General features: G+C 55.9%; 27 protein-coding genes and 1 tRNA gene. 12 read left to right on the top strand and 16 right to left on the bottom strand.

What is annotated here, in order from left to right:
• Positions 1–166: 166 nt before the first annotated feature.
• Positions 167–242 (bottom strand) — tRNA-Phe (locus ACWKXN_RS19410).
• A 169-nt stretch (positions 243–411) separates the two neighbouring features.
• On the opposite strand from ACWKXN_RS19410, the gene ACWKXN_RS19405 reads away from it, so the two are divergent.
• Both ACWKXN_RS19405 and ACWKXN_RS19400 read left to right on the top strand, forming a co-directional pair.
• Entirely contained in the window at positions 412–1,257 is an 846-nt protein-coding gene (locus ACWKXN_RS19405; protein ID WP_039260993.1) for an AraC family transcriptional regulator, read from the top strand.
• Between the two features lie 36 nt (positions 1,258–1,293).
• Entirely contained in the window at positions 1,294–1,884 is a 591-nt protein-coding gene (locus ACWKXN_RS19400; protein WP_454544159.1) for a LysE family translocator, read from the top strand.
• Here the strand turns inward: ACWKXN_RS19400 and ACWKXN_RS19395 are convergent.
• The 5 genes from ACWKXN_RS19395 to aspA all read right to left on the bottom strand — a co-directional run bounded on the left by ACWKXN_RS19395 (position 1,881) and on the right by aspA (position 7,463).
• Positions 1,881–2,456, bottom strand: coding sequence for a transcriptional regulator (locus ACWKXN_RS19395; RefSeq protein WP_032641387.1), 576 nt, complete (start codon positions 2,454–2,456; stop codon positions 1,881–1,883). The genes ACWKXN_RS19400 and ACWKXN_RS19395 overlap by 4 nt on opposite strands.
• Before the next feature lie 49 nt (positions 2,457–2,505).
• On the bottom strand, positions 2,506–4,197 hold the full coding sequence (locus tag ACWKXN_RS19390) for a protein-disulfide reductase DsbD (RefSeq protein WP_454544158.1): 1,692 nt from the start codon (positions 4,195–4,197) through the stop codon (positions 2,506–2,508).
• Positions 4,173–4,496, bottom strand: a complete 324-nt coding sequence (gene cutA, locus ACWKXN_RS19385; protein ID WP_014168278.1) for a divalent cation tolerance protein CutA — start codon at positions 4,494–4,496, stop codon at positions 4,173–4,175. The genes ACWKXN_RS19390 and cutA overlap by 25 nt, the downstream gene beginning before the upstream one ends.
• Before the next feature lie 113 nt (positions 4,497–4,609).
• Positions 4,610–5,911: an anaerobic C4-dicarboxylate transporter gene (locus ACWKXN_RS19380; protein WP_048980828.1), complete on the bottom strand. Its 1,302-nt coding sequence runs from the start codon at positions 5,909–5,911 to the stop codon at positions 4,610–4,612.
• 115 nt (positions 5,912–6,026) lie between these two features.
• Positions 6,027–7,463, bottom strand: a complete 1,437-nt coding sequence (gene aspA / locus ACWKXN_RS19375) for an aspartate ammonia-lyase (RefSeq protein WP_003855923.1) — start codon at positions 7,461–7,463, stop codon at positions 6,027–6,029.
• 335 nt (positions 7,464–7,798) lie between these two features.
• Between aspA and ACWKXN_RS19370 the strand changes: the two genes are divergently transcribed.
• A complete protein-coding gene (locus tag ACWKXN_RS19370) occupies positions 7,799–8,263 on the top strand; it encodes an FxsA family protein (RefSeq protein ID WP_023616652.1) in 465 nt (154 codons plus the stop codon).
• 24 nt (positions 8,264–8,287) lie between these two features.
• Here ACWKXN_RS19370 and yjeH read toward each other — a convergent pair whose 3' ends face one another.
• Entirely contained in the window at positions 8,288–9,538 is a 1,251-nt protein-coding gene (gene yjeH / locus ACWKXN_RS19365) for an L-methionine/branched-chain amino acid transporter (protein WP_033144451.1), read from the bottom strand.
• Positions 9,539–9,716: 178 nt separating this feature from the next.
• Between yjeH and ACWKXN_RS19360 the strand changes: the two genes are divergently transcribed.
• From ACWKXN_RS19360 to ACWKXN_RS19350, 3 genes are all read left to right on the top strand, one after another.
• On the top strand, positions 9,717–10,010 hold the full coding sequence (locus ACWKXN_RS19360) for a co-chaperone GroES (RefSeq protein WP_003855929.1): 294 nt from the start codon (positions 9,717–9,719) through the stop codon (positions 10,008–10,010).
• A gap of 31 nt (positions 10,011–10,041) precedes the next feature.
• Positions 10,042–11,685 carry a chaperonin GroEL gene (groL, locus tag ACWKXN_RS19355; RefSeq protein WP_014882201.1) on the top strand — a complete coding sequence of 548 codons (1,644 nt, stop codon included), beginning with the start codon at positions 10,042–10,044 and terminating at the stop codon, positions 11,683–11,685.
• 134 nt (positions 11,686–11,819) lie between these two features.
• Positions 11,820–12,173, top strand: coding sequence for a DUF4156 domain-containing protein (locus tag ACWKXN_RS19350; RefSeq protein ID WP_023310115.1), 354 nt, complete (start codon positions 11,820–11,822; stop codon positions 12,171–12,173).
• 47 nt (positions 12,174–12,220) lie between these two features.
• On the opposite strand, the gene epmB is transcribed toward ACWKXN_RS19350, so the two are convergent.
• Positions 12,221–13,249: an EF-P beta-lysylation protein EpmB gene (epmB, locus tag ACWKXN_RS19345; protein ID WP_039261006.1), complete on the bottom strand. Its 1,029-nt coding sequence runs from the start codon at positions 13,247–13,249 to the stop codon at positions 12,221–12,223.
• Positions 13,250–13,289: 40 nt separating this feature from the next.
• Between epmB and efp the strand changes: the two genes are divergently transcribed.
• The 3 genes from efp (at position 13,290) to ecnB (ending at position 14,301) form a co-directional block, all read left to right on the top strand.
• Complete coding sequence (gene efp / locus ACWKXN_RS19340) at positions 13,290–13,856, top strand: elongation factor P (protein WP_010427766.1); 567 nt, start codon at positions 13,290–13,292, stop codon at positions 13,854–13,856.
• A gap of 58 nt (positions 13,857–13,914) precedes the next feature.
• On the top strand, positions 13,915–14,046 hold the full coding sequence (locus ACWKXN_RS19335; protein ID WP_024907352.1) for an entericidin A/B family lipoprotein: 132 nt from the start codon (positions 13,915–13,917) through the stop codon (positions 14,044–14,046).
• Between the two features lie 108 nt (positions 14,047–14,154).
• Complete coding sequence (ecnB, locus tag ACWKXN_RS19330) at positions 14,155–14,301, top strand: lipoprotein toxin entericidin B (RefSeq protein WP_003025482.1); 147 nt, start codon at positions 14,155–14,157, stop codon at positions 14,299–14,301.
• 36 nt (positions 14,302–14,337) lie between these two features.
• Here ecnB and ACWKXN_RS19325 read toward each other — a convergent pair whose 3' ends face one another.
• The gene (locus tag ACWKXN_RS19325) at positions 14,338–14,937 is read right to left on the bottom strand and encodes a helix-turn-helix transcriptional regulator (RefSeq protein ID WP_033144453.1); all 600 of its coding nucleotides are present in this window, start codon (positions 14,935–14,937) and stop codon (positions 14,338–14,340) included.
• Between the two features lie 261 nt (positions 14,938–15,198).
• On the opposite strand from ACWKXN_RS19325, the gene sugE reads away from it, so the two are divergent.
• Positions 15,199–15,516: a quaternary ammonium compound efflux SMR transporter SugE gene (gene sugE, locus ACWKXN_RS19320; protein WP_008502938.1), complete on the top strand. Its 318-nt coding sequence runs from the start codon at positions 15,199–15,201 to the stop codon at positions 15,514–15,516.
• Here the strand turns inward: sugE and ACWKXN_RS19315 are convergent.
• Together ACWKXN_RS19315 and blaACT are read right to left on the bottom strand one after the other, a co-directional pair.
• Positions 15,513–16,043 (bottom strand): lipocalin family protein, encoded by a 531-nt coding sequence (locus tag ACWKXN_RS19315; protein WP_045888999.1) that lies wholly within the window; start codon positions 16,041–16,043, stop codon positions 15,513–15,515. The two genes, sugE and ACWKXN_RS19315, sit on opposite strands and share 4 nt — an antisense overlap.
• 135 nt (positions 16,044–16,178) lie before the next feature.
• On the bottom strand, positions 16,179–17,324 hold the full coding sequence (gene blaACT / locus ACWKXN_RS19310) for an ACT family cephalosporin-hydrolyzing class C beta-lactamase (protein WP_454544157.1): 1,146 nt from the start codon (positions 17,322–17,324) through the stop codon (positions 16,179–16,181).
• Between the two features lie 132 nt (positions 17,325–17,456).
• On the opposite strand from blaACT, the gene ampR reads away from it, so the two are divergent.
• Positions 17,457–18,332, top strand: a complete 876-nt coding sequence (gene ampR, locus ACWKXN_RS19305; RefSeq protein ID WP_182931456.1) for a LysR family transcriptional regulator AmpR — start codon at positions 17,457–17,459, stop codon at positions 18,330–18,332.
• Positions 18,333–18,361: 29 nt separating this feature from the next.
• Here ampR and frdD read toward each other — a convergent pair whose 3' ends face one another.
• Genes frdD through frdA form a run of 4 tightly spaced genes read right to left on the bottom strand, consistent with a single transcriptional unit; the run spans position 18,362 to position 21,655 of the window.
• Positions 18,362–18,721 (bottom strand): fumarate reductase subunit FrdD, encoded by a 360-nt coding sequence (gene frdD / locus ACWKXN_RS19300; protein WP_000609653.1) that lies wholly within the window; start codon positions 18,719–18,721, stop codon positions 18,362–18,364.
• A 10-nt stretch (positions 18,722–18,731) separates the two neighbouring features.
• The gene (frdC, locus tag ACWKXN_RS19295) at positions 18,732–19,127 is read right to left on the bottom strand and encodes a fumarate reductase subunit FrdC (RefSeq protein WP_032662400.1); all 396 of its coding nucleotides are present in this window, start codon (positions 19,125–19,127) and stop codon (positions 18,732–18,734) included.
• A gap of 10 nt (positions 19,128–19,137) precedes the next feature.
• Positions 19,138–19,872 (bottom strand): succinate dehydrogenase/fumarate reductase iron-sulfur subunit, encoded by a 735-nt coding sequence (locus ACWKXN_RS19290; RefSeq protein WP_023310124.1) that lies wholly within the window; start codon positions 19,870–19,872, stop codon positions 19,138–19,140.
• Positions 19,865–21,655, bottom strand: a complete 1,791-nt coding sequence (gene frdA, locus ACWKXN_RS19285) for a fumarate reductase (quinol) flavoprotein subunit (protein WP_454544156.1) — start codon at positions 21,653–21,655, stop codon at positions 19,865–19,867. The genes ACWKXN_RS19290 and frdA overlap by 8 nt, the downstream gene beginning before the upstream one ends.
• A 310-nt stretch (positions 21,656–21,965) precedes the next feature.
• Here frdA and epmA point away from each other — a divergent pair, with 310 nt between their 5' ends.
• Positions 21,966–22,943 carry an elongation factor P--(R)-beta-lysine ligase gene (gene epmA / locus ACWKXN_RS19280; protein WP_039261013.1) on the top strand — a complete coding sequence of 326 codons (978 nt, stop codon included), beginning with the start codon at positions 21,966–21,968 and terminating at the stop codon, positions 22,941–22,943.
• A gap of 44 nt (positions 22,944–22,987) precedes the next feature.
• Here the strand turns inward: epmA and mscM are convergent, their stop codons facing one another.
• Positions 22,988–26,311: a miniconductance mechanosensitive channel MscM gene (mscM, locus tag ACWKXN_RS19275; RefSeq protein ID WP_039261016.1), complete on the bottom strand. Its 3,324-nt coding sequence runs from the start codon at positions 26,309–26,311 to the stop codon at positions 22,988–22,990.
• Position 26,312: the final 1 nt, after the last annotated feature.

Below are 26,312 nucleotides of genomic sequence, written 5' to 3'. Positions count from 1 at the left end.
TGCGCGCAGAAAAGCCCGATGGCGCTTAGTAGGCCGGATAAGGCAAAGCCGCCATCCGGCAACGCAGACCGCACGATCCCACGACAAAGAGAAATAAGAATACAAAGAAGGGATGTATAAACGCAGAAAAGCAAAAACCCAGCCATAGGCTGGGTTCTTTAAATAGTGGTGCCCGGACTCGGAATCGAACCAAGGACACGGGGATTTTCAATCCCCTGCTCTACCGACTGAGCTATCCGGGCAACGGAGCGCATTAAACCGCAATCACGCTCGATCGTCAACATTATTTCGGGAAAAGCTGTTCAACTGCTTAAGTTTGCGGCAATCTGTCCGCTTTCGCCGTGAAAATGCACAAATCTTCCAGACACAACCAGTGTAATACGGCAATGCTGATAGCAAGAGGAGGACAGTATGGCGAATGACTGGCTTGAACTGCGTCAGCATGCAGATACGGGTATTGAGACGATTAAAGCGCATTTCGAAGGTCATGCCTTTGATCCGCACTGGCACGATAGCTATCTGGTAGGGATAACCCTCTCCGGCACGCAGCAGTTTCACTGCCGCCGTGAGCGTCATCGTAGCCAGCCGGGCGACGCATTTCTTCTCGAACCTGGCGAGATCCACGACGGTGATGCGCCTGTAGAGGGCGGCTTTACCTATTTGACCTTCTATCTGGATGAGCGCTGGCTTACCCGTGCGCTACAAGGGCTTTACGAATCTACTCCCGGGAGATATTCACTCCACTTTGCCCAAACGTTGACGCGGGAGCCGCAGCTGGTGCGTGCTATCGGTGAGACATTTTCCACCCTGCATAATGACGAGATGAAAATCGTTCAGCAGAGCACAATGGATAATCTGCTCTCCCGGATCACCGCCCACTGCCACTGGCGTAAAAAACTGCCGTCGCAGTTACAAAGCGCTGCCGTGGCGCACCGTGCGCGCGACTATCTCTTTGCTCATATCGGCGAGAACGTAGGGCTGTCAGACCTTGCGCGCGAGACGGGCACGGATCGCTTTACCCTGACGCGCTGTTTTAAGCGCGAGTTCAACCTGGCGCCACACGCATGGCTTATTCAGCTGCGCCTGGCAAAGGCCCGACAGCTGCTGGCGCGTGGTGACCAGCCTGTTGATGTGGCTGCCGCAGTGGGATTTGCCGATCAAAGCCATCTGGGACGTTGGTTTCAGCGTGCTTACCGTATCTCTCCTGCACACTACCGACGGTTGTGCACAAACCTTCCAGACGTTTCCAAAAAATAACGGCACATTCATGGCTCTAATAAAAAGGAGCCACCTGTGAGTTTGATACCCTTTCTGTTGTTCGCATTTGTCGCCTCCATTACGCCGGGGCCGACCAATATTCTCGTGCTGACGAACAGCCAGCACTTTGGCGTAAAAAATACCGTACCTGCTATTCTGGGCGGATGTATCGCGGCCAGTGCGATTGTGCTGGTATCAGGCGCGGGCGCGGGGGAAGTGCTACGTCAGTATCTTCTGATACGTCAGATAATGAGCTGGACAGGCGTGCTGTGGCTAAGCTGGATGAGCTGGCAGCTGTTTCGCGCCCCGGCAGCCCGTCTCTCCGCTGAGCACCGTATCCGATTCACTGCTCGGGCGGCGGCGCTGCTGCAGGTCGTGAACCCCAAAACCTGGATGATGGCGCTGGCCGTCGTCAGCCTGTTTGCCCCAACTGGCGACCATGCATTGCGGGATATTGCGCTAATGGCGCTATGGTTTCTGCTGATCTCGATAGCCTGTTTGATGTGCTGGGCGTGGTTGGGTAAAGCGGTGAACCGAATTTTTCGCACCACCGTGGCGATGGTGCGGTTTCAGCGCCTGATGGCGCTGTGTCTGCTTGTCTCCGCCTGGGTGGGCATGCTGGCTTAGGTCAGCGCTCCACCCATTCTGCATTGGGCAAAGCGTAGAATATCTTCCGCCAGGCGGTGCGCCGTATCCACATCGGCCTGGCTACGGTTCACCAGCATGCGGCTGAGGCAACCTTCCAGCACCAGCTCCATCTGTTTAGCCACCATCGCAGGGTCATCGACTTCCAGCGTGGTCAGCAGCTCGTGGGTAAAGTCATGCGCCGCCCGTTTTTGCTGATCCGCCAACTGGTGAATAGGATGGCCAGGGTCAGGAAAATAAGTGCAGGCGGCGATGAACAGACAACCCGGGTAGCGGTTGTTGCTGACGCATTCCGTCAGAGCGGTATAGCGCGCCAGCAGCTTTTGCTCCGCGGTCAGTTCTTCATTCAGCATCAGTTGTCTGCGCCAGACATCAACCTGCTGGCTGAGATAGCGCAGGGCATCATAGAGTAGCGCCTCTTTATCTGGCCAGAAGCGCTTAAGTTCATCCAGGGGATAATCGATACGGTCGGCTACCATCTCAAGCGTGGTGCTGGCGATCCCTTGAATCTCAAGTAGTTGCAGGGCTTGTCCCAGTACGTCTTCACGTTGCACGGTTATCTCCTCCGCTATTCCCAACGGTTTGTCCCGCTTAAAGTGTTGTTTACGGTTGGCGATTGCGCAAATGCGCGCTAAATGCCGCAGCATCCATAAACCCGGTTACACGCTGTTCTGGCTGCTCATGGCCCTGTTGATTGAAGAACAGAATGGTTGGCAGCCCGAGCACGTTAAGCTGCTTCAGCAGAGCCTTATCCTGCGCATTATTGGCGGTCACGTTAGCCTGGAGCAAAACGGTCTCTTTCAGGGCGCTTTGCACCTGTGGATCGCTAAAAGTATATTTTTCAAACTCTTTGCAGGCGACACACCAGTCGGCATAGAGATCGAGCATCACCGGTTTGCCATTCGCCTCTGCCAGAGCGCTGTTAAGTTCATCCACGTTTTTTATCTGGGTAAAGTTCAGATGCGCCTGGGTCTGACTCACCGGTGTGCCGAACGCCCAGTCCTGCAGAGGGCGTACGCTCACCAGCGCGGCAGCCAGCAGCAGGATTTGCACCAGGCGCATCCATGGCTTCTTCGCCCCCAGGCTGACGATAAACGCCCAGGCAAAGAATGCTACGCCGAGTATCGCCCACAGGCGCAGACCCCAGGCGTCGCCGATGATACGCTCAAGAAGGAACACCGGCAGCGCGAGGATGACAAAACCAAATGCGGTTTTCACCGTCTCCATCCACGGGCCGCTCTTCGGCAGAAGTCGATTGCCGAAAACCGTGACCAGAATCAGCGGCAGGCCCATGCCCAGCGCGTAGAGGTACAGCGTCCCCCCGCCGAGCCACATGTTACCGCTCTGGGCGATGTACAGCAGGATAGCGCTCAGCGGTGCGGTAGTGCAGGGAGAGCAAATCAGCCCGGCAATGGCACCCATCGCGAACACGCCGCCTGCCGAGCCGCCCTGCTGACGGTTGCTCATCAGCGTTAAGCGCGTTTGCAGCGAAGAGGGCAGCTGTAGCGTGAACAGGCCAAACATTGACAGCGCCAACAGGATAAACACCGCTGACAGGCCAATGAGAACATAAGGGTGCTGGAGTGCCGCCTGGAACTGTAACCCGGCAGCGGCAACCACAAGGCCAAGGGCTGTGTAGGTTAGCGCCATTCCCTGCACGTATATAAAAGCCAGCAGCAGCGCGCGGGCAGTAGAAAGACGCTGTTTGCCGCCCAGCACGATGCCAGAGATGAGCGGATACATCGGCAACACGCACGGCGTAAAGGCAATGCCGATACCAATCAGTAACGCCCACAGCGCTGAGAACGGAAGGTCAGCGCGGTCGTTGGTTTTCTCAACCGCAGGGACCGGCGTTACAGCAGCAGTCGCTTTCACTTCGCTAAGCGGCACGACTTTCGTTTCCGGTGGATAGCAGAATCCCGCGTCCGCGCATCCCTGATAGGTCACCGTCAGCGTCGCGCCTTTATCCGCCTGATTCACCGTCACGGGCACGCTTAAGCGCTGGCGGTAGATTTCACTCTTACCGTAGAACTCGTCCTCGTGCCACTCGCCAGCGGGCAATTGTAATGCGGCCACGTTTGCCTGGGCAGGGGTAATACTCACCTGCTTGCGATAGAGGTAATAGCCCTCTTTCACCTGCCAGGTGAGCGTCAGATCGTGCTGGTTCTGCTGAAAATCGAAAACAAACGCCTGGTCGGCAGGAATAAAGTTCGAACGGCCGGGCGCGTCAAACAACCCGGCAAAAGCTGACGTGCTGCACAGCAGCAGGATCAGCGTAAGGAAGCGTTGAGCCATGAGAGATAGTCGTTATCGCCATGAACCACTGGCAATACCAGCAGCTCCGGGGTTTGGTAAGGATGATGAGATTTGAGGCAGTCCAGGAGAGCCTGCTGATTCGCCAGATTGGTTTTGAGCAACATCTGGACTTCGTACTCTTGCTCCAGCTTGCCTTCCCAGTAATAAAGGGAGGTGGCACCGGGGAGGAGCGTCACGCAGGCAGCCAGTTTTTCGGCCAGCACTTTGGCGGCGAGATCCTGGGCAGAGGCTTCATCAGGGGCGGTACACAGTACGACAACAGCATCAGGCGTGTTCACAAGTCGACCTCCTCATCACGAAAGGCTTCACTATATCACGCAAGGCGGTTGGTCATTAATGAAACGGGCCGCAGTGCGGCCCGTTTTTAACTATTTTTACAACCACTCACCGTTTACAGCACCACGCCGCCAATGATAAAGCCGAGGATCACGCAAAGTGAAATGGCGACCACGCCCGGGATCAGGAACGCGTGGTTAAACACATACTTACCGATACGGGTTGAGCCGGTGTCGTCCATCTCCACCGCCGCCAGCAGGGTTGGGTAGGTTGGCAGAACGAACAGGGCAGAAACCGCCGCGAAAGAGGCAATTGCCGTCAGTGGCGTCACGCCCAGCATCAGTGCCGCAGGCATCAGCGCTTTGGTGGTCGCCGCCTGGGAGTAAAGCAGGGTAGCGGCAAAGAACAGCACCACCGCCAGCAGCCACGGGTAGTTGTGGAGCAGATCGCCAGCGACGGTCTGAATGTCGCTGATGTGCGCTTTCACGAAGGTATCACCGAGCCACGCCACGCCCAGTACGCATACGCAGGCGCTCATACCGGATTTAAAGGTGCTGGCGTTCAGCACTTCGCTGGTGTCGATTTTACAGGTGATGCTAATCAGCGTCGCGATGGTCAGCATAAACACTACAATCGCTTCGTTACGCGGCAGGACAGGGTTCTGGATCAGGCCCACGGTGTCGCTAATGGCGGTCGCGTAGAACATCACTGCGACAATACCTATCAGGAACAGCAGCACGGAGCGCTTTGCGTGCGGCTTCAGCTCGAAGACCTGGCTGCCGCGCAGCCTCACTTCACCCTTGGCGAGGCGTTCCTGGTAAACCGGATCGTCTTTCAGTTCGGCGCCGAGGAAGTTACACAGCACGGCAGTGATCATCACCGCGATCAGCGTCACCGGGATACAGATCGCCAGCAGCGTCAGGTAGCTCACGCCCATCGGCTCCAGAATACCGGCGAAGAAGACCACCGCAGCGGAAATCGGCGAGGCGGTAATCGCAATCTGTGACGCGACGACGGCAATTGAGAGCGGACGAGATGGACGGATACCCTGCTCTTTCGCCACTTCGGTAATCACCGGCAGCGTAGAGAAGGCGGTGTGGCCCGTACCGGCGAGAATGGTCATAAACCAGGTCACCAGCGGGGCAAGGAAGGTAATGTATTTTGGATGGCGGCGCAGCATACGCTCCGCCAGGCTTACCAGGTAGTCCATACCGCCTGCCACCTGCATGGCGGCGATAGCGGCAATAACTGCCATGATGATTTCGATAACGTCGAACGGGATTGAGCCGGGTTTAATCTGAAAGATAAGGGTAAGAACGAGCACCCCGAGACCGCCGGCAAAACCAATGCCGATACCCCCGAGTCTTGCTCCCAAATAAATCGCCAACAAGACGATGACGAGTTCTGCTCCAAACATAAGGACCTGCCTTGCTTATTAACAAGTTGATATTGAATTGTTGTATTTAGGTAACGCCTAAAAAGAAAAAAGGCACGTCACAAGTGACGTGCCTTAAGAAGCCTAGCCAGAACGGTTACTGTTCGCTTTCATCGGTATATCGTTTCGCTTTATATGCCGGGTGCATCAGGTTCTGGGCCGAGAAGATATCGTCCAGCTCAGCTTCGGTCAACAGCCCGCGCTCCAGCACCACTTCACGTACGCTCTTACCGGTTTCGGCGCAAATCTTACCGACGATATCACCGTTGTGGTGGCCGATGAACGGGTTGAGGTAGGTGACGATCCCGATGGAGTTGTAGACATAACCCTCACAGACTTCTTTATTCGCCGTGATGCCGTTAATGCATTTTTCCAGCAGGTTGTAGCAGGCGTTCGTCAGGATATGGATAGATTCAAACATCGCCTGGCCAATCACTGGCTCCATCACGTTCAGCTGCAGCTGACCCGCTTCAGAGGCCATGGTCACGGTCGTATCGTTACCGATGACTTTGAAACAAACCTGGTTCACCACTTCTGGCACCACCGGGTTCACCTTGGCTGGCATGATGGATGAACCGGCCTGCAGCTCTGGCAGGTTGATTTCATTCAGGCCAGCGCGCGGACCGGAAGAGAGCAGGCGCAGGTCGTTACAGATTTTGGACAGTTTTACCGCCAGACGTTTCAGGGCGCTGTGTACCATGACGTAGGCGCCGCAGTCGGAGGTGGCTTCAATCAGGTCTTCTGCAGGCACAACCGGCAGGTTAGAGACTTCAGCCAGCTTCTGTACCGCCAGCTGCTGATAGCCATCCGGGGTGTTCAGACGCGTACCGATGGCGGTGGCGCCCAGGTTCACTTCCAGCAGCAGCTCGGAGGTGCGCAGCAGGTTTTTGGTCTCTTCGTTCAGCAGTACGTTAAACGCGTGGAATTCCTGGCCGAGCGTCATCGGCACCGCGTCCTGCAGCTGGGTACGACCCATTTTCAGGATGTCCTGGAACTCAACCGCTTTACGCTGGAAGCCATCACCCAGCTGGTTGATCGCATCCACCAGTTTCACCACAGAGGCATACACCGCGATACGGAAGCCGGTAGGGTAGGCGTCGTTGGTAGACTGGCATTTGTTTACGTGGTCGTTCGGGTTCAGGTACTGGTATTCACCTTTCTGGTGACCCATCAGCTCCAGGCCAATGTTTGCCAGTACTTCGTTGGTATTCATGTTGACGGAGGTGCCCGCGCCGCCCTGATAGACGTCAACCGGGAACTGGTCCATGCATTTGCCGTTGTTCAGCACTTCATCGCAGGCTGCGATAATCGCATTTGCCGCGCTTTTGGGAATGGTTTGCAGCTCTTTGTTAGCCAGTGCTGCGGCTTTCTTCACCATCACCATGCCACGGACAAACTCAGGGATGTCGCTGATTTTGCTGTTGCTGATGTAGAAGTTTTCAATCGCTCTCAGAGTGTGGACACCGTAGTAGGCATCCGCTGGAACTTCCCTGGTACCCAACAAGTCTTCTTCGATACGAATGTTGTTTAACATGTGAACCTTCTTTTCAAGCTGCCGATGGATTGTACTAAACACACAGTATTTATGTGGTTTTGAATATTTTCTGGCCGACGATTATTCCCTCAATCAGCCAGATGTTCGAGATCATATGCTGATGATAGCGAATTGCCGTAAGCTGGATCACTTATTATCGAGCCGATTCCATGATAATTATTAATCTGTGAAATGGGTCACCGCTTTATAATTTCCAAAAAAAATATCCGTGCAAACTGATTGAATTTTCGCTAACCGTCACCATTTCATACAAACGCGCGTCGCGAACACATTCAGACAGGGGCCCGATGGCCTCTGCCACACAGGAGATGCCAGTGCGCTGGATACCGTTTATTGCTTTCTTTCTCTATGTTTACATTGAGATTTCCATTTTCATCCAGGTTGCCCATGTGCTGGGCGTCCTGCTGACGCTGATTCTGGTGATTTTCACCTCCGTCATCGGCATGTCGCTGGTGCGTAATCAGGGTTTCAAAAATTTCCTGATAATGCAGCAGAAGATGGCCGCAGGGGAAAGCCCGGCGGAAGAGATGATCAAAAGCGTGTCGTTGATTATTGCGGGGCTGCTGCTGATCCTGCCGGGGTTCTTCACTGACTTCCTTGGCCTTCTGCTGCTTCTGCCGCCGGTGCAAAAACACCTGACCATGAAGCTGCTGCCGCATCTGCGCTTTAGCCGTATGCCGGGGGGCGGGTTCAGCACCGGGCCGGGCGATACCTTTGAAGGGGAGTATCAGCGTAAGGATGAACAGCACGACCGTTTAGACCATAAAGACGATCGGTGATTTTGTTGCCCGGTGGCGTTTCGCCTACCGGGCTTCCGGTAGCGCACCGCGCTTCGGCAAAAACACCCACAGCCCTGCCAGCATGACAATCGCGTACAGACTCTTCCATCCCACCATCGCCAGCAACAGCAGGCAAAGCAAACCCCCGACGACCGCCAGAGCTTTATAGCGACCTTTCAGCAAACGACATCCCGCCAGCATGCACAGCAGGTAGATCATGATGAAAATGCCGTTGGCGTAGACGATCAGCGCGTCCAGATTGATCTTCAGTGCGTAAATACACAGCGTGCTCACCACGCAGCAGCCCAGTACGGCATTCAGGGCATTCAGCGGAAGCTGGCGTTTAGACAGGCGTGCGAGGCGATTCTCAGGTTTGTCGAGCGCCTGCGACCACACCAGCCGGGCAAAGCTCTGGATATAAATATTGAGGCTAGCAAAACAGGCGAGATAGCCGATGACACAGGCGATCCATAGCGCCTTCACGCCGAACAGTTCCACCACGATACCCGGCAGCGATGCCGCGGCGGCGAGATCCGCTCCGAACGCGTGGAAGTGTAAGACCAGCACGGTACACGCCCAATAGACCGTGCCAGCAAGCAGCAGGCCTATCATCAACGCGCGGGGGAAATCGCGTTCAGGCTGCTTAAATTCAGAGGCCAGATGGGCAAAGGCTTCCAGGCCGACAAAACACCAGAACATGACGGAGAGCGCGGCGAAAAGCTGGGAATGGTCGACGTCGGTCAGCGCAGGGAAGGGAATTTCCTTTATTGTGATATCGCCCGCCCACCAGATTGCGACAACGAGCGCGACAATCAGTACCGCAACCAGCGTCTGCAGGTTGGCGCTGGAGCTGGCGCCGCGAGAGCCCACCCACCAGACGATCGCCAGCGTACCCAGTTCGGCCAGCAATAACTGCTCGTTATGCCAGCCAAACAGCGCCTGACCAAAACCGGTCGCAATATGCAACGCCGCAGGAAGGCCAACCGGAATGACGGAGAGAAACAGCCAGCCGGTAACACGCTGCAGCCGCGGGCCAAAGGCCAGTCCGACAAAGTGCGCCACGCCGCCCGCGCTGGGGAAATGCCGCCCCAGGATGGCGAATACAATGGCTATCGGGAAAACTAATACAATCAGCGCAGGCCACGCCCATAGGCTGTTATTTCCAGCCACCAGCGCCGCCAGTGCGGGTACGGCAAACACGCCCGTACCTAACAAGGAGGTTGAGAGCAGTCCGACGCCCTGCGCCAGCCCCAGCTCCTGCTTGAGTCCACTCATTCACATCGCCCTGCCAGTACCAAAAGAGAGGCGATGGTAACACTTTCGCAAATTTTTTTTCGACTCCCCCTTGAAGGGGGAAAAAGCTATCCCCATCTCTCAGGGCACTAGTCGGAAAACCGCATGCGGGCCGGCGTCATCCATAACTGATAATGACTTTCTCAAAGGAGAGCTATCAATGAGTATTCGTCCGTTACATGATCGTGTGATCGTCAAACGTAAAGAAGTTGAAACCAAGTCTGCTGGCGGCATCGTTCTGACCGGTTCTGCAGCAGCCAAATCAACGCGTGGCGAAATCATCGCTGTCGGTAAGGGCCGCATCCTGGAAAACGGAACTGTGCAGCCACTGGACGTTAAAGTTGGTGACATCGTAATTTTCAACGATGGCTACGGCGTGAAATCCGAGAAGATCGACAATGAAGAAGTGTTGATCATGTCCGAGAGCGACATTCTGGCAATTGTTGAAGCGTAATTTACGCACGAGAATTTGAGGAAATAAGAACATGGCAGCTAAAGACGTAAAATTCGGTAACGACGCTCGTGTAAAAATGCTCCGCGGCGTAAACGTACTGGCAGATGCAGTTAAAGTGACTCTGGGCCCGAAAGGCCGCAACGTAGTGCTGGATAAATCCTTCGGCGCGCCAACCATCACCAAAGATGGTGTTTCTGTAGCACGTGAAATTGAGCTGGAAGACAAGTTCGAAAACATGGGCGCGCAGATGGTGAAAGAAGTTGCCTCTAAAGCGAACGACGCTGCAGGTGACGGTACCACTACCGCGACCGTACTGGCGCAGGCAATCATCACCGAAGGTCTGAAAGCCGTTGCTGCGGGCATGAACCCAATGGATCTGAAACGTGGTATCGACAAAGCTGTCGCCTCCGCTGTTGAAGAGCTGAAAGCGCTGTCCGTACCGTGCTCTGACTCTAAAGCCATTGCTCAGGTTGGTACTATCTCCGCTAACTCCGACGAAACCGTAGGTAAACTGATCGCTGAAGCGATGGACAAAGTCGGTAAAGAAGGCGTGATCACCGTTGAAGACGGTACCGGTCTGGAAGACGAGCTGGACGTGGTTGAAGGTATGCAGTTCGACCGCGGTTACCTGTCCCCATACTTCATCAACAAGCCAGAGACTGGCGCTGTTGAACTGGAAAGCCCGTTCATCCTGCTGGCTGACAAGAAAATCTCCAACATCCGCGAAATGCTGCCAGTGCTGGAAGCCGTTGCGAAAGCAGGCAAACCTCTGGTTATCATCGCTGAAGACGTTGAAGGCGAAGCGCTGGCGACCCTGGTGGTTAACACCATGCGCGGCATCGTGAAAGTGGCTGCGGTTAAAGCACCTGGCTTCGGCGATCGCCGTAAAGCGATGCTGCAGGATATCGCTACCCTGACCGGCGGTACCGTGATCTCTGAAGAGATCGGTATGGAGCTGGAAAAAGCGACCCTGGAAGACCTGGGCCAGGCGAAACGCGTTGTGATCAACAAAGACACCACCACCATCATTGATGGCGTGGGTGAAGAAGCCGCTATTCAGGGCCGCGTGGGTCAGATCCGTAAGCAGATCGAAGAAGCGACTTCCGATTACGACCGTGAAAAACTGCAGGAGCGCGTAGCGAAACTGGCTGGCGGCGTTGCGGTAATCAAAGTCGGTGCAGCGACCGAAGTTGAAATGAAAGAGAAAAAAGCACGCGTTGACGATGCCCTGCACGCGACCCGTGCTGCGGTAGAAGAAGGCGTGGTTGCTGGTGGTGGTGTTGCGCTGGTGCGTGTTGCCGCTAAACTGGCAGGCCTGACCGCACAGAACGAAGATCAGAACGTGGGTATCAAAGTTGCGCTGCGCGCAATGGAAGCTCCTCTGCGTCAGATCGTTTCTAACGCCGGTGAAGAGCCATCTGTGGTTGCGAACAACGTGAAAGCGGGCGAAGGTAACTACGGTTACAACGCAGCAACTGAAGAATACGGCAACATGATCGACTTCGGTATCCTGGATCCAACGAAAGTGACCCGTTCTGCTCTGCAGTACGCGGCATCTGTCGCTGGCCTGATGATCACCACCGAGTGCATGGTCACCGATATGCCTAAAGGCGATGCACCAGACTTAGGTGCTGCTGGCATGGGCGGTATGGGCGGTATGGGCGGCATGATGTAATCGTGCGCTCTACGTCGTAGAATGTGAAAAACCCCCGGGCAGAAATGCTCGGGGGTTTTTCTTTTGGTCATCTTTTAGGTATAAGATTTACACACGGACAACTACTGTCCAGCTTATTGAAAACGAGGAATAACATGCGCGTAAAAGTCTGTGCAGGGATTGTAGGGGCAGCATTGCTGCTGGCGGGTTGTAGCTCCAGCAATGAGCTGTCGGCAGCGGGCCAGGGCGTTCGCTTTGTGGAAGATAAGCCTGGCAGTGAATGCCAGCTGTTAGGCACGGCAACCGGTGAGCAAAGTAACTGGATGTCAGGGCAGCATGGCGAAGAAGGCGGCTCGATGCGCGGTGCGGCGAATGCCCTGCGTAACCAGGCTGCGGCAATGGGCGGTAACGTGATTTACGGCGTGAGCAGCCCAACGCAGAGTATGCTGTCCAGCTTCGTGCCGACCGCCAGCCAGATGAACGGCCAGGTCTACAAGTGCCCGAACTGATTGCCTTTTTCCCTCTCCCTGTGGGAGAGGGTTAGGGTGCGGGGAAACTAGCGCTGCCGCAGCTGCAAATCCAGCGGCGTCTTGCTCGGCTCTCCGCCAATCTCGCGTGCCAGCTTCGGCACCATATAGCCTGAAACCAGCGTTAACAGTTCGCGCATAATCTGCCGGGCTTCTTCATCCGTCACCATGAAATGGGCCGCGCCCTGAACGCGATCCAGCACGTGCAGGTAATAGGGCATCACGCCCGCATCAAACAGGGCATTGCTCAGGTCGGCCAGCACGCGGGCGCTGTCATTGACGCCGCGCAGCAGCACGCTCTGGTTCAGCAGCGTCACGCCCGCTTTACGCAGACGCGCCATCGCCGCGCGAAAGTCATCGTCAATTTCATTCGCGTGGTTAATATGATTCACCAGCAGCACCTGCAATCTTGACTGCTCCAGGCGTGACACCAGTCCGTCAGTGACACGTGCCGGAATGACAATCGGTAAACGGCTGTGAATACGCAGGCGCTTAACGTGCGGGATGGCTTCAAGCTGAGTCAACAGCCAGTCCAGCTCATGATCTTTTGCCATCAGCGGGTCACCGCCGGAAAAAATAATCTCATCCAGCTCCGGATGGGCGGCGATATAGTCCAGCGCGACCTGCCAGTTGCGTTTATTGCCCTGGTTTTCGGCATACGGGAAGTGCCGACGGAAGCAATAACGACAATTTACCGCGCAACCGCCTTTTACCAGCAGCAGGGCGCGGTTGAGATACTTGTGCAGTAAACCCGGCACCACGCTGTTCTGCTCTTCCAGCGGATCGGTGCTGTATCCCGGCGCGGTGACAAACTCATCCTGCGAAGTAAGTGTTTGTTTTAAAAGTGGATCGTCGGGGTTGCCTTTCTCCATCCGCGCCACAAATGCACGGGGAACGCGCAGGGCGAAAAGGCGTTTTGCCTCGCGGCCTGCAAGCAACTCTGGGTGCTGATCGAGGTCTAAAAGACGCAGCAATTCATCAGGACTGGTGATTACATCGGCAAGTTGCGATAACCAATCTTCTCTGGACGGGGTGTTTAGGGTTACAATATGCGCCATTTTGTGGCTTAGCTACCAGTTAACAAATTTAGAGGGCCTTATGGCAACGTACTATAGCAACGATTTTCGTGCTGGTCTTAAAATCATGATGGACGGCGAACCGTACGCGGTTGAAGCCAGCGAATTCGTTAAACCAGGTAAAGGCCAGGCATTCGCACGCGTTAAGCTGCGCCGTCTGCTGACCGGTACCCGTGTTGAGAAAACCTTCAAGTCTACTGACTCCGCTGAAGGCGCTGATGTTGTTGATATGAACCTGACCTATCTGTACAACGACGGTGAGTTCTATCATTTCATGAACAACTCCACTTTCGAACAGCTGTCTGCTGATGAGAAAGCGGTAGGTGATAGCGCTAAATGGCTGCTGGATCAGGCTGAGTGCATCGTGACCCTGTGGAACGGCCAGCCTATCGCTGTGACCCCACCAAACTTCGTAGAACTGGAAATCGTTGAAACCGATCCAGGTCTGAAAGGTGATACCGCAGGTACCGGCGGTAAACCAGCCAAACTGTCTACCGGCGCAGTGGTTAAAGTTCCACTGTTCGTACAGACTGGCGAAGTGATCAAAGTGGATACCCGCTCCGGCGAATACGTATCCCGCGTGAAGTAATTTACGTCATGATTGAAGGCGCAGCGCCCGCTGCGCCTGATTTTTGCAGGCAGGGATGATGAAACGTACCGTTAAAATTCTGCTTCTGTTAGCGCTTTCCAGTGCATTGCTTTCCGGCTGTAACACCACCCGTGGAATGGGACAAGATATCCAGGATCTCGGTCATATCATTTCTCACGCCGCCAGCTAAGTTCGTCTAATTTTCCTAAAAATGCTTCCTTTTCCGTCAACCGGCGGGATCTTGTCTATTCTTAAGTTGCTATACACAAAACAACTTTGGCTATAAAAGGAAGATATTATGGTTAAGAAGACAATTGCAGCGATCTTTTCAGTCCTGGTACTTTCTTCAGTGTTAACGGCCTGTAATACCACGCGTGGCGTCGGTCAGGATATTTCTGAAGGTGGTAGCGCAATCTCTGGTGCGGCAACTAAAGCTCAGCAGTAATTAACATACGGTACGAGACCAGCGGGTTTCGTACCGTCAGCTTTCTGATTCCTGCAGGGATAAAAACGGAGAAAAACGCGTATCCATATGCAGTTTCATGCGGATATTGCGTTTGTAGGTATAGACCGTTTTTCCATTGATACTCAGGTGAGCGGCAATTTTTTGATTGCTTGCCCCGTCCATCCACAATGTCAGCACTTTCTCTTCCTGCCGGGTCAGCAAGGGGGCGGCTGCCGTTGGCCTTTCAGCGCTGGCGCGCGAGTTTAATGCGTCGTTGATAGTCGTTGCCACTTCTTCGAGACTGGCGTTTTTCAACAGCGACGACCACACCGGGAACTGTCCGAGCCAGTCGGTCATACCGCGGTCCTCTCCCGATTGCAGCATAATAAACGGTAATCGTTCACTGGCGTTAAGCAAGGACGAGAGCTGCTGAAAATGATGAATATCCTGCCTGAAGCCGTACAGGTCGGCGATGACCAGCGTGGGTTTCCATTGCAGAATGTGCTCCCTGGCAAGGAACAGATTATTTAGCCCGGTCACAACGTAGTGTCCTGGGAACAAACCGGAATGATTGAGCCATGCTTCAAACCCCGTGCGGGTGAAGTGACAACGGTCAATCAAAAGAATTTTGAACATATTTTATTCGCAGTCGGCTAGTGGTTTGGCTTCCTGCCATCAGAAAGCACATCATCATAGAGAAGTCGGATGAGTGCTAAATGCCGGAACTACGCGCCATACTGCGGCTATTTCTTGCCTTAACGTGTTCAGCAAAAAATGATTGAAAAAAAATAGCACGCTAACCACAATATGGGGCGTAATCTCTGCCTTACGGGACGACCCGTAAGCGTTTCTTTCACCGGGGACGGCCCCAACTTGAATTAAGTTAAGGAGCCTGAAATGTCCTGGATCATTCTTTTTATTGCTGGCCTGCTCGAAGTGGTATGGGCAATTGGTCTCAAGTACACCCACGGATTTACCCGCCTGACGCCCAGCGTCATAACCGTCACCGCAATGATCGTGAGTATTGTCCTGTTATCCTGGGCGATGCGCTCGCTGCCTGTGGGAACGGCTTATGCCGTCTGGACGGGCATTGGTGCGGTGGGGGCCGCCATCACCGGCATTCTGCTGCTGGGAGAGTCAGCGAGTCTGGCGCGTATCGCCAGCCTCGCCTTGATTGTGGCCGGCATCGTTGGGCTGAAGCTCAGCACCCATTAATGGGGCTGTTTTACCCAGATGAGTTTTGACACATCAAACCCTTGCCGGGTCGCGACGTCCAGCATCTGCTGTTTCATTTCTGACGAAATAGTTGGCGTGCGGGAAAGTATCCACAAATAGTCGCGATCCGGCCCGCACACCAGCGCGTGACGGTACTCTCTGTCGAGCGCGATCACGTTATAGCCGCCATAAAACGGGCCGAAGAAAGAGACTTTGAGCGCGGCCCGTCGCGGGTCGCCCGTGAAGTACGCTTTCCCAATCGACTGCTGCCACATCTCCCGATCGGGATTATAGCCCCGGTTGATCACCTGAATACCGCCATCATCCATCGGGCTGTAATTCGCAGTGACCTTCTCTAAGCCCTGCTCAAACCGATGGTCGAGGCGCGCGATTTCATACCATGTACCAAGGAATCGTTGTGCATCGAAAGGCGTGACGACGGTAACGCCAGGAGGTGGGGTAGGGGAACTGCAGGCAACCACTAAAAACGCGGCTGTCACCGCGGCGATAACAGGCAGAATGCGCATAGGAGTTTCCTTACTGTTTTTTGTTAAGTGTAGATGACGGCAAGGAAAATGTGGTTTTTGTGCGGTGTGTTTCGCCGGGTGGTCACCCCGTGGATTTTGTAGGCCGGGTAAGCGTTAGCGCCACCCGGCAATGTTTTACTGCAGCGCGTCGAGGATACGGTATGCCGCCTCAACGCGTGCCGGGTTCGGATAGCTTTTATTCGCCAGCATCACAATGCCGAGCTGCTTTTCAGGAATAAATGCCACGTAGCTGCCAAACCCGCCGGTAGAGCCGGTTTTATGGACCCAGGATGCGTTGACCGGGGGCGCCGGTGGATTCACTTCTCTCGCAGGCAGCGGTGCCAGCGCCACCTTATTGTCGCTACCTTCAACCACGGTTTTTGCATCGACCGGCCAGTTAAGCATTTCCCAGCCCAACCCCTGATACATGGCACCCACGCGCCAGTAGCGAGACTGCGCCAGGGTAAGGCCTTTCCTGAGTGAACTATCCTCAAGCGAGTCCGGCTTCATGTTGACCATCACCCAGCTTGCCATATCCTTCACGTTGGTTTTTACGCCATAGGCTTCAGCGTCCAGCATCCCTGGCGAAACGTGTACCGCCTTACCGTCGCGGTATCCCCAGGCGTAATGCGCCTCTTCCGCTTTCGGAACGTTAATCCAGGTATGGTCCAGCTTGAGCGGCTTAAAGACCCGCGTCGTTATGGCCTGCTCATAGCTCATGCCGGAAGGTTTGACCGCCAGCGCGCCAAAAAGACCGATGCTGGCGTTGGCATAAAGACGCGTGGTGCCCGGCTTCCACTGCGGCTGCCAGTTTTGATAAAAGCGCAGCAGAGAGGCGTTATCCGTGACCTCATCCGGTACCTGTAACGGCAAACCACCTGCGGTATAGGTTGCCAGATCCAGCATGCGGATCCCCTGCCACTGCTTGCCTGTCAGCTCAGGCCAGTATTTTGTCACCGGCTCGCCCAGCGATATTTCACTCCGAGCAATGGCATCGCCGCCCAGTACGCCGGTGAAGGTTTTACTTATAGAGCCCAGCTCGAATAAGGTTTGTGGGGTGACAGGTTTATTCGCCGCGACATCGGCTTTACCGAAGGTAAAGTAGTGCGGCTGACCCTGATAAATCACCGCCACCGCCATACCCGGAATGGCCTGAGCTTTCATCAGCGGCGTAACGGTACGTTCCACCACCTCAGCCAGCTGTTTTTCTGACATCGGGGCAGCCAATACCGAGCAGGAGGTGCTGAGCAGCAGGGCGCAGCAAAGGGATTTAGTCATCATCAGTTATCTTCCGTAATAGCAGTTCAAGGGAGTGTCCGGGCCCGTCAGACCGCTGTAGTCTGTTGGATTTGACTATGGCTGACAAACGGTTAAATTTAGCATTAGCTGTTAATTTTTCTAACGGACGAGACCATGACGCGCAGCTATCTCCCTCTTAATTCCCTTCGGGCGTTTGAAGCAGCCGCCAGGCACCTAAGTTTTACGCATGCCGCTATCGAGCTGAACGTCACCCATTCCGCAATTAGCCAGCACGTCAAGGCGCTGGAGCAGCATCTTAATTGCCAGCTGTTTGTCCGCGTTTCGCGAGGGCTGATGTTGACCACCGAAGGCGAGAATTTGCTGCCGGTGCTGAATGACTCGTTCGATCGCATCGCCGGAATGCTGGATCGCTTTGCCAGCCAGCGCGCTCAGGAGAAGCTCAAAATAGGTGTGGTAGGAACCTTTGCTACGGGGGTTTTATTCTCTGAGCTTGCGGACTTTCGCCGCTGCTATCCGCATATTGATCTTCAGCTTTCCACCCATAACAATCGCGTCGACCCGGCGGCTGAAGGGCTTGATTACGCCATTCGCTACGGTGGCGGCGCGTGGCATGGAACCGATGCTGAATTCCTTTGCCCTGCGCCGCTGTCTGCGCTCTGTACACCCGACATTGCCTCCTGTCTAAAAAGCCCGGCAGATATCCTGAAGTTTACCCTGCTGCGCTCCTACCGGCGCGACGAGTGGGCTGCGTGGATGCAGGCAGCGGGTGAACATCCTCCCTCGCCGACGCACCGGGTGATGGTGTTTGATTCGTCCGTGACCATGCTGGAAGCCGCGCAGGCAGGCACAGGGATTGCCATTGCGCCTGTCGACATGTTTACCCATTTACTCAGCAGCGAACGCATCGTGCAGCCGTTTGCAACGCAGATTGACCTCGGCAGCTACTGGCTGACAAGACTACAGTCACGGACAGAAACGCCCGCAATGCGCGAGTTTGCCCAGTGGCTGGTGGGGAAGATGCAGAAATAAAAGGCCCGCCAGATGGCGGGCCAGAAGCGTCAGATGGTGACCACGGCAATCAGCGTCACCACGGTCAGGATGGTCGCCAGACCGTAGAACACCCATTTCCCGCTCGGTACATGGATTTTCAGATCATGCATCGCGTGGTGAATACGGTGCAGGCCACACCACAGCGGCAGGACGATCATCAGGAAGATGAACACGCGGCCGATAAAGCTGCTCGCGAACGCCAGTACGCGTTCGTAGCTCAGCGCATCACCCGGGAACAGCCCCAGCGGCAGCATAATGCCGACCAGCAGAATGATGACGGGGGCGATGATGGCACTCCACATGCCGCCTGCGCCAAACAGGCCCCAGAAGACCGGCTCGTCAGAACGTTTTGGATTTGGATTGATCACAGGTGTCTCCTTACCAGAACAATGCGACAAACAGAATGACCACAGTGACCAGAATCGTCACTGCCCAGAGCCCTTTAATCACCGGCTCTGGCCCCATTTTCTCGTCTTTTATGATGATGTTTGCCGCTTTTGGCGCCAGCTCAAACCAGGTTTTGGTATGAAGCAGCGCGGCCGCGAGCACGATCAGGTTCAGAACAACAATGATCGGGTTTTGCAGGAAACCGACAAAGCTGGCCCAGGCTTCCGGACCATGCTTGAGGGCAAAAACGCCGTACATTAGCTCAAGGCTGAACCAGACCGCCGGTACCGCCGTGCCTTCACGCAGCATGTAGAAGCGATAAAACGGCAGGTTTTTCCACCAGGTGGACGGCACAGGCCGCACATAGGCTTTGCGTTTAGTCGTCATCATGCACTCCTTAGCGTGGTTTCAGGGTAGCGATAAGAAAGTCTTTCGAGCTTTCCACTTTACCCTGTTGAATTGCGGCGGCCGGGTCGACGTGCTTCGGACACACTTCGGAGCAATAACCCACAAAGGTACAACTCCAGACGCCGTTCTGGCTGTTAAGCTGCGCCATACGTTCTTTTTTGCCGTGGTCGCGGCTGTCTTCGTTATAGCGGTGCGCCAGGGTAATGGCGGCCGGGCCGATGAACTCCTTGTTCAGGCCAAACTGTGGACAGGCTGCGTAGCACAGGCCGCAGTTGATGCAGCCGGAGAACTGATGATATTTCGCCATCTGAGCCGGCGTCTGGGTATTTGGCCCCTGATCCGGCGTGCGCGGATTACCGATGATGTACGGCTTAATGGCTTCCAGGCTTTCGATAAAGTGGGTCATATCGACCACCAGATCGCGTTCAATCGGGAAGTTGCCCAGCGCTTCGACCTTAATGCCTTTGGTGTACTCGCGCAGGAAGGTCTTACAGGCCAGCTTCGGCACCTTGTTGACCATCATGCCGCAGGAGCCGCAGATTGCCATGCGGCAGGACCAGCGGTAGCTCAGGTCTGGCGCCAGGTTGTCTTTGATATAGCCGAGCGCATCCAGCAGGGAGGTTTGCTCGTCATAAGGGACTTCATAGAAAGCGCTGTGCGGTGCGGCGTCCACTTCCGGATTGTAGCGCACCACTTCAACCTTCATTTTTTGCATCTCAGCCATTCGCCTTCTCCTTCTTCTCGGCGGCTTCTGCTTCTGCACCGTACACGCGTTTAGCCGGCGGCAGCGTGGTGATTTTCACGTCGCTGTAGTCCAGACGTGTGGTGCCATCTGCATCGCGCCAGGCGAGAGTGTGTTTCAGGAAATTGACGTCGTCACGTTCGGTACAGCCTTCGTCCAGACGCTGGTGGGCCCCACGCGACTCTTTACGCGCCAGCGCAGAGTGCGCCATACATTCCGCGACGTTCAGACCGTGGCCCAGCTCAATGGTGTAGAGCAGGTCGGTGTTGAATACGCTGGAGGTATCGGTGATGCGTACGCGCTTGAAGCGCTCCTGCAGTTCCGCCAGCTTATCGACGGTTTTTTGCATCAGCTCTGGTGTACGGTAAATACCGCAGCCTTCTTCCATCGACAGGCCCATCTCGTCGCGGATCTTCGACCAGTTCTCGTTACCCTCCTGGTTCACCAGATCTTTCAGGCGTTTTTCAACGTCTGCGACCTGCGCATCCAGCGCGGCACCGTTGGCTTCGCCTGCGGTAGCTGCCCGCTCCATCGCGCGCTCGCCCGCCATGCGGCCAAAGACGACCAGCTCTGCCAGCGAGTTAGACCCGAGACGGTTGGCGCCGTGCAGACCCACGGAGGAACACTCGCCGACGGCGAACAGGCCTTTAATACGGGTTTCGCACTGCTGGTCGGTTTCGATCCCGCCCATGGTGTAGTGCGCGGTAGGACGCACCGGAATCGGCTCTTTCACCGGGTCTACGCCGACGTAAGCTTTCGCCAGCTCGCAGATGAACGGCAGACGTTCCAGCAGTTTCTTCTCGCCAAGGTGACGCAGGTCGAGATAGACCACATCGCCGCGCGGCGTGGAGATGGTGTTGCCTTTGCGCCACTCGTGCCAGAAGGCCTGAGAGACTTTGTCGCGCGGGCCGAGTTCCATGTATTTGTTCTTCGGCTCGCCGAGCGGGGTTTCCGGGCCCATGCCGTAATCCTGCAGATAGCGGTAGCCGTTTTTATTGACCAGAATACCGCCTTCACCGCGGCAGCCTTCCGTCATCAAAATGCCGGAGCCCGGCAGACCGGTTGGGTGATACTGCACGAACTCCATATCGCGCAGCGGTACGCCGTGACCGAGCGCCATACCCATGCCGTCACCGGTGACGATGCCGCCGTTGGTGTTATAACGATAAACGCGACCCGCACCACCCGTCGCCATCACTACCGCGTTGGCGCGGATCTGGACAAGCGTGCCTTCCATCATGTTCATCGCCACCAGGCCACGCGCCTGTCCGTCATCAACCAGAATGTCGAGGACGAAATGTTCATCGAAGCGCTGAATTTGTGGGAACTGAAGGGAGGTCTGGAACAGGGTGTGCAGCATGTGGAAGCCGGTTTTATCGGCGGCGAACCAGGTGCGTTCAATCTTCATACCGCCAAAGCGGCGAACGTTGACGCTGCCGTCCGGGCGGCGGCTCCACGGACATCCCCACTGCTCAAGCTGGGTCATTTCCGTTGGACAATGATGCACAAAGTAGTCAACGACATCCTGTTCGCAAAGCCAGTCGCCCCCTGCAACCGTGTCGTGGAAATGGTATTCAAAGCTGTCATGATCCTGCGCAACGGCGGCGGATCCTCCTTCTGCTGCCACTGTGTGACTACGCATTGGATAGACTTTTGAAATCAATGCGACTTTAGCGTTGGGATTAGCTTGTGCTGCAGCAATCGCAGCACGTAATCCAGCCCCGCCAGCGCCTATTACGGCAAGATCGGCTTGAAAAGTTTGCACGACATTCCTCCAGATTTTTGTTATTTCGCAACGCGACAAACTAAAGGTAGTTCACCCGTCCAAAAGGACGATTGCGAAAGCGTTTCCACTGCTCCTTTATGGGTAAAACAGTATAACCGTGTAGATGTCAGGGAAATTTGACGTGTTCGATTTTTTTGCTGTTCTGTACGGCGATTTATCATGAAGATTGATGAAATACGTCACGAAAAAGTTCACCTAAATGAAATGCCCTTTTTTACTGCGCAAAATTTGTCTCTGCCCCTGCTAACGAGTAGACTTCGTGCCCTTGTCTGAAATCGGAGAACAACTCATGAGCGAAACGGCCACCTGGCAGCCGAGCGCATCCATCCCTAATCTGTTAAAACGCGCTGCAATTATGGCGGAGATCCGCCGTTTCTTTGCCGACCGCGGAGTCCTGGAGGTGGAAACGCCGTGCATGAGTCAGGCAACGGTAACGGATATTCATCTGGTGCCGTTTGAAACCCGTTTTGTTGGCCCCGGCCACTCTCAGGGCATAAATTTGTATCTGATGACCAGCCCGGAATACCACATGAAACGCCTGCTGGCGGCGGGGTGTGGCCCGGTGTATCAGCTGTGCCGCAGCTTCCGTAATGAAGAGATGGGGCGTCACCACAACCCGGAATTCACCATGCTGGAGTGGTACCGCCCGCATTATGATATGTACCGCCTGATGAATGAGGTGGACGATCTGCTCCAGCAGGTGCTGGACTGCTCGGAAGCCGAAACGCTCTCCTATCAGCAGGCTTTCCAGCGCCATCTGGAAATCGATCCGCTGTCGGCGGACAAAACCCAGCTGCGCGAAGTGGCGGCAAAACTGGATCTGAGCAACGTGGCGGATACCGAAGAGGATCGCGACACGCTGCTGCAGCTGCTGTTTACCTTCGGCGTAGAACCCCAGATTGGCAAAGACCGTCCGACGTTTGTCTATCACTTCCCGGCAAGCCAGGCGTCACTGGCGCAGATCAGTACCGAAGATCATCGTGTCGCAGAGCGTTTTGAGGTCTATTACAAAGGCATCGAACTGGCGAACGGCTTCCACGAACTGACGGATGCCCGCGAGCAGCAGCAGCGCTTCGAGCAGGATAACCGCAAGCGCGCCGCGCGCGGTCTGCCGCAGCAGCCTATTGATGTGAATTTGCTTGAAGCATTAAAAGCAGGTCTGCCGGATTGCTCCGGCGTGGCGCTGGGTGTTGACCGTCTGGTGATGCTGGCCCTGGGCGCAGAGCAGCTTGGCGATGTGATTGCGTTTACCGTAGATCGCGCCTGACGGCAGTTTACCCTCTCCCGCGGGAGAGGGTTGCCCCGCTTACCTTACAAACTTCCCGCCGGGCGCGTACGCGCCGCTGACGTCAGCGTTCTTCCCGTTTTACGCCCGTCCAGGCTTTCGAGACGCATCTGGAACGGTGGGAACGGCATATCAATACCGTGCTCGCGGAAGCCCGCCAGAATCAGCTGGTGGATCTCATGGCGCAGCGGCATACGGTGTCCCATTTCGGCGGCGTAGATGCGCAGCTCGAAAATCTGGATCCCCTGCTGTAAATCCACAAGGAATACTTCCGGCGCCGGGTTGTCGATTACCAGCGAACAGCGCTCAGCCGCAGTGTAGAGGATCTGGGTGACCTCTTCGCTGTTGGCGTCCGACGGCGCCGGTACCGTCAGCACCACGCGGGTAACGGAGTCTGACAGCGACCAGTTGATGAACTGCTCGGTAATAAACGCCTTGTTTGGCACGATGATCTCTTTGCGATCCCAGTCGCTGATCGTCGTCGCGCGGGTGTTGATCTTCGTGATGCTGCCGGTCAAATCGCGGATCGTTACGGTATCGCCAATACGGATCGGTTTTTCGAACAGAATGATCAGGCCAGAGATGAAGTTGGCGAAGATCTCCTGTAAACCAAAACCTAACCCTACACCAAGGGCCGCCACCAGCCACTGCAGCTTCGACCACTCAATACCGATCATCGAGAAGCCAACCAGCCCGCCAAACAGCATGATCAGATATTTGGTAATGGTCGTAATCGCATAGCCCGTCCCCGGCGTTAAATCCAGATGCTGCAGCAGCGCCAGCTCCAGCAGCGCCGGGAAGTTGCGTACCAGCTGCGTGGTGATGATCAGCACCAGAATGGCAATCAGCACCGCCCCTAAGGTAATCGGCTCCAGGCTCTCAACACCCTGCACCGTCGACGTCACGTCCCAGAGCGAGATGTTCTCCAGGAAGCCAAATGCGGAGTGGATCTCGGACCACAGGAAGATCACCGACAGGAGGGCAATCAGCATCAGGATGGAACGAACCAGGCGCAGGGACTGGGTACTGATGGCATCCAGATCCAGTTCGACCTCGTCCGCTTCCGTTGTGCCTTCCGTACTGTTGACGTGGTTTGGCTCTTCTTCACCACGCGCGCGCTGGGCGAGGATCTCCGCCCGGCGATGCTTGGCACGATCGAAGGCCAGACGGCGGCGCTGGATCAGCATCCAGCGGCGGATCACGTGGTACACCACCAGCAGCAGGAACCAGATGGCCACCGAGGTTTCCAGCCGCGCCAGCAGCGCCTGCGCGGTTGCCAGATAGCCCACCGCGGCTGCCAGCATCGCAAACAGCGGCGCGCTAAGCAGCAGGTTCCAGAGCAGCCGGTTGAACATGTTTTCGCCGCTGCCGGATTTATCGAGATAGAGCGGAATACCCGCGCGTTTCAGGCTGAGCGTGACGATGGCCAGCGCCCCGCATATCAGCATAAAGCAGAGGCGGCCCAGCGAGCCTGAGAATTCCCGGTCGTTGAGATTATCGAACATGATCAGCGCCATAATCAGCGGCACAATCAGCCCGATGCTCATCAGGTAGTAACGCATGGCGCGCGCAACGCGATTACGCGGCCAGCCAAAGTGGGTGATGAACAGGCCATTGGGGCGCGCGAAGGTGGCGCAAATCATGACCACCCACAGCAGCGGCACCGTGGCGGTGACGCCATCGCCAATCGCGACCGCGAGCGGATAGGGCCAGGCTTCCCGCAGGCCATACCCCAGCGTCATCCACAGCACCGGCAGCGGAGAGGCGACAAGAATCGACCAGAATACGGTGCGCAACGTCAGCCAGAAGTGATCCTGTGTGACTTTCCCGACCCGGGAGCTGGAACGCTCCAGGAAGCGGGTGAAATGTCTGCGCGAGTAAATGCTGAAGCCCACCAGAATCAACGCCCCCAGCAGCGGGAAAATGGTTTCTTTGCTGGTAAACATCATCACGCTGGCCTGTCCCAGCTGGCTGACGGTGTCCAGCGAAATCAGGCGGCGCAGGTCCTGGACAATCTCAATCGGCCACGAGAAGGTCATCGGACGCACGTCGGACGTCCAGAAGAGATAACGGTGCGTAGCCTCGTTCACCTCTTTCAGCGCATCTTCCAGCTGGCTATTGGAGACTTTTAGCTTGGTCAGCTCCAGAATCAGCGTATCCCCGCCCTGGAGCAGGGAGTTCAGCAGCTCACGCTGGGTACGCAGCTGGGCTTCCAGAATGCGGTTTTGCTCGCTGGTCAGGGGCTGGCCGTCAGCCTGACGGATCTGGCGGATTTGCGGCTGTTTATTGAGAAGATCTTCAAAGTGCAGTCGCTGAACGCGCAGCTGGGCCATCTCGGTATCCAGCTGTTGCGGCTTCGGCATTTCAGGCAGGCGCGCGACCTGGGCGCGTAACGCTTCGCCCAGCAGGTTTGATGACCCGAGCCACTGGGACTGCTCGCGCAGGGTGTTGAGCGCCTGGCGAACCTGCAGGGTTTGATTGGTGGCCTGACGCTGCTGCGAGGCAACCAGATCCATGCGCTGCGCCTGCTGATTCAGCGCGGCAGAAAGCTCGCGGTTGACCCTGAATTGTTCGTTGATACCGGCAGGCAGGTTTTCGCTGTTTTCCGCCAGCAGTTCGGTGCTTTCAAGGGCACGCTCGGCTTCGCGCTGACGCTGGCTGTTAAGCTGATTGCGCAGGGCCTGGAGATACGCATCCAGCTGCTCGCTCTGCTTCTGAGCGAGTTCAGAGCGCATCCGCGACAGCTCCTGGCGGTTATTGGCGGAAAGCTGCGCCAGCTCCAGCTCATCGACAAGGGCCTTCAGGCGAGCAGATTCTGCCTGCAGGCCCAGATTTTGAGCCTGAGCCTGTGGCGTATTGCCGCTTTGCGTACCCACGCGACGCTCAACTTCATTAAGCTGGCGGCGGGCATCGGTTTGCTGCTGCGGAAGCTGGCTGAGGGAGTCGGCAATTTCACGCGCTCGCTCCTGCTCCTGCTGGGCAAGGCGGCTCTTTTCCAGAAGCTGGCTGCTGACCTGCAGGATCTCCTGGTTCAGGGCGTCGGAGGTCATACCTGCTGGCACATCGCGCGGTTCGTCACGCAAATTATTGAGCTGCGCGCGCAGCGTCTGCGAGAGTTTGGGGAAATTGTCGATAACCTGCTGATACTGCTGAGCGCGCTCAAGAGAGCCTTTTCGCTCCTCAAGCGCGTTCAGGGCAGCCTGGAGCGACTCGACGGTCTCTGGCTGAGCGGGTTTGGCCGCTTTTGCCTGCTCCAGTTCCTGGGTTATCTGTTTGGCGTCGGGGGCTGTCGCTGCGTACGCCCCCATGCTGAGGCACCAGGCCATCAGTAGAACGATAATCGGGCGCACG

It is taken from the genome of Enterobacter sp. UPMP2060 (assembly GCF_053709655.1).
Note: the sequence above shows the minus strand (reverse complement) of the source record. Positions and strands in the feature narration are given on the sequence as shown.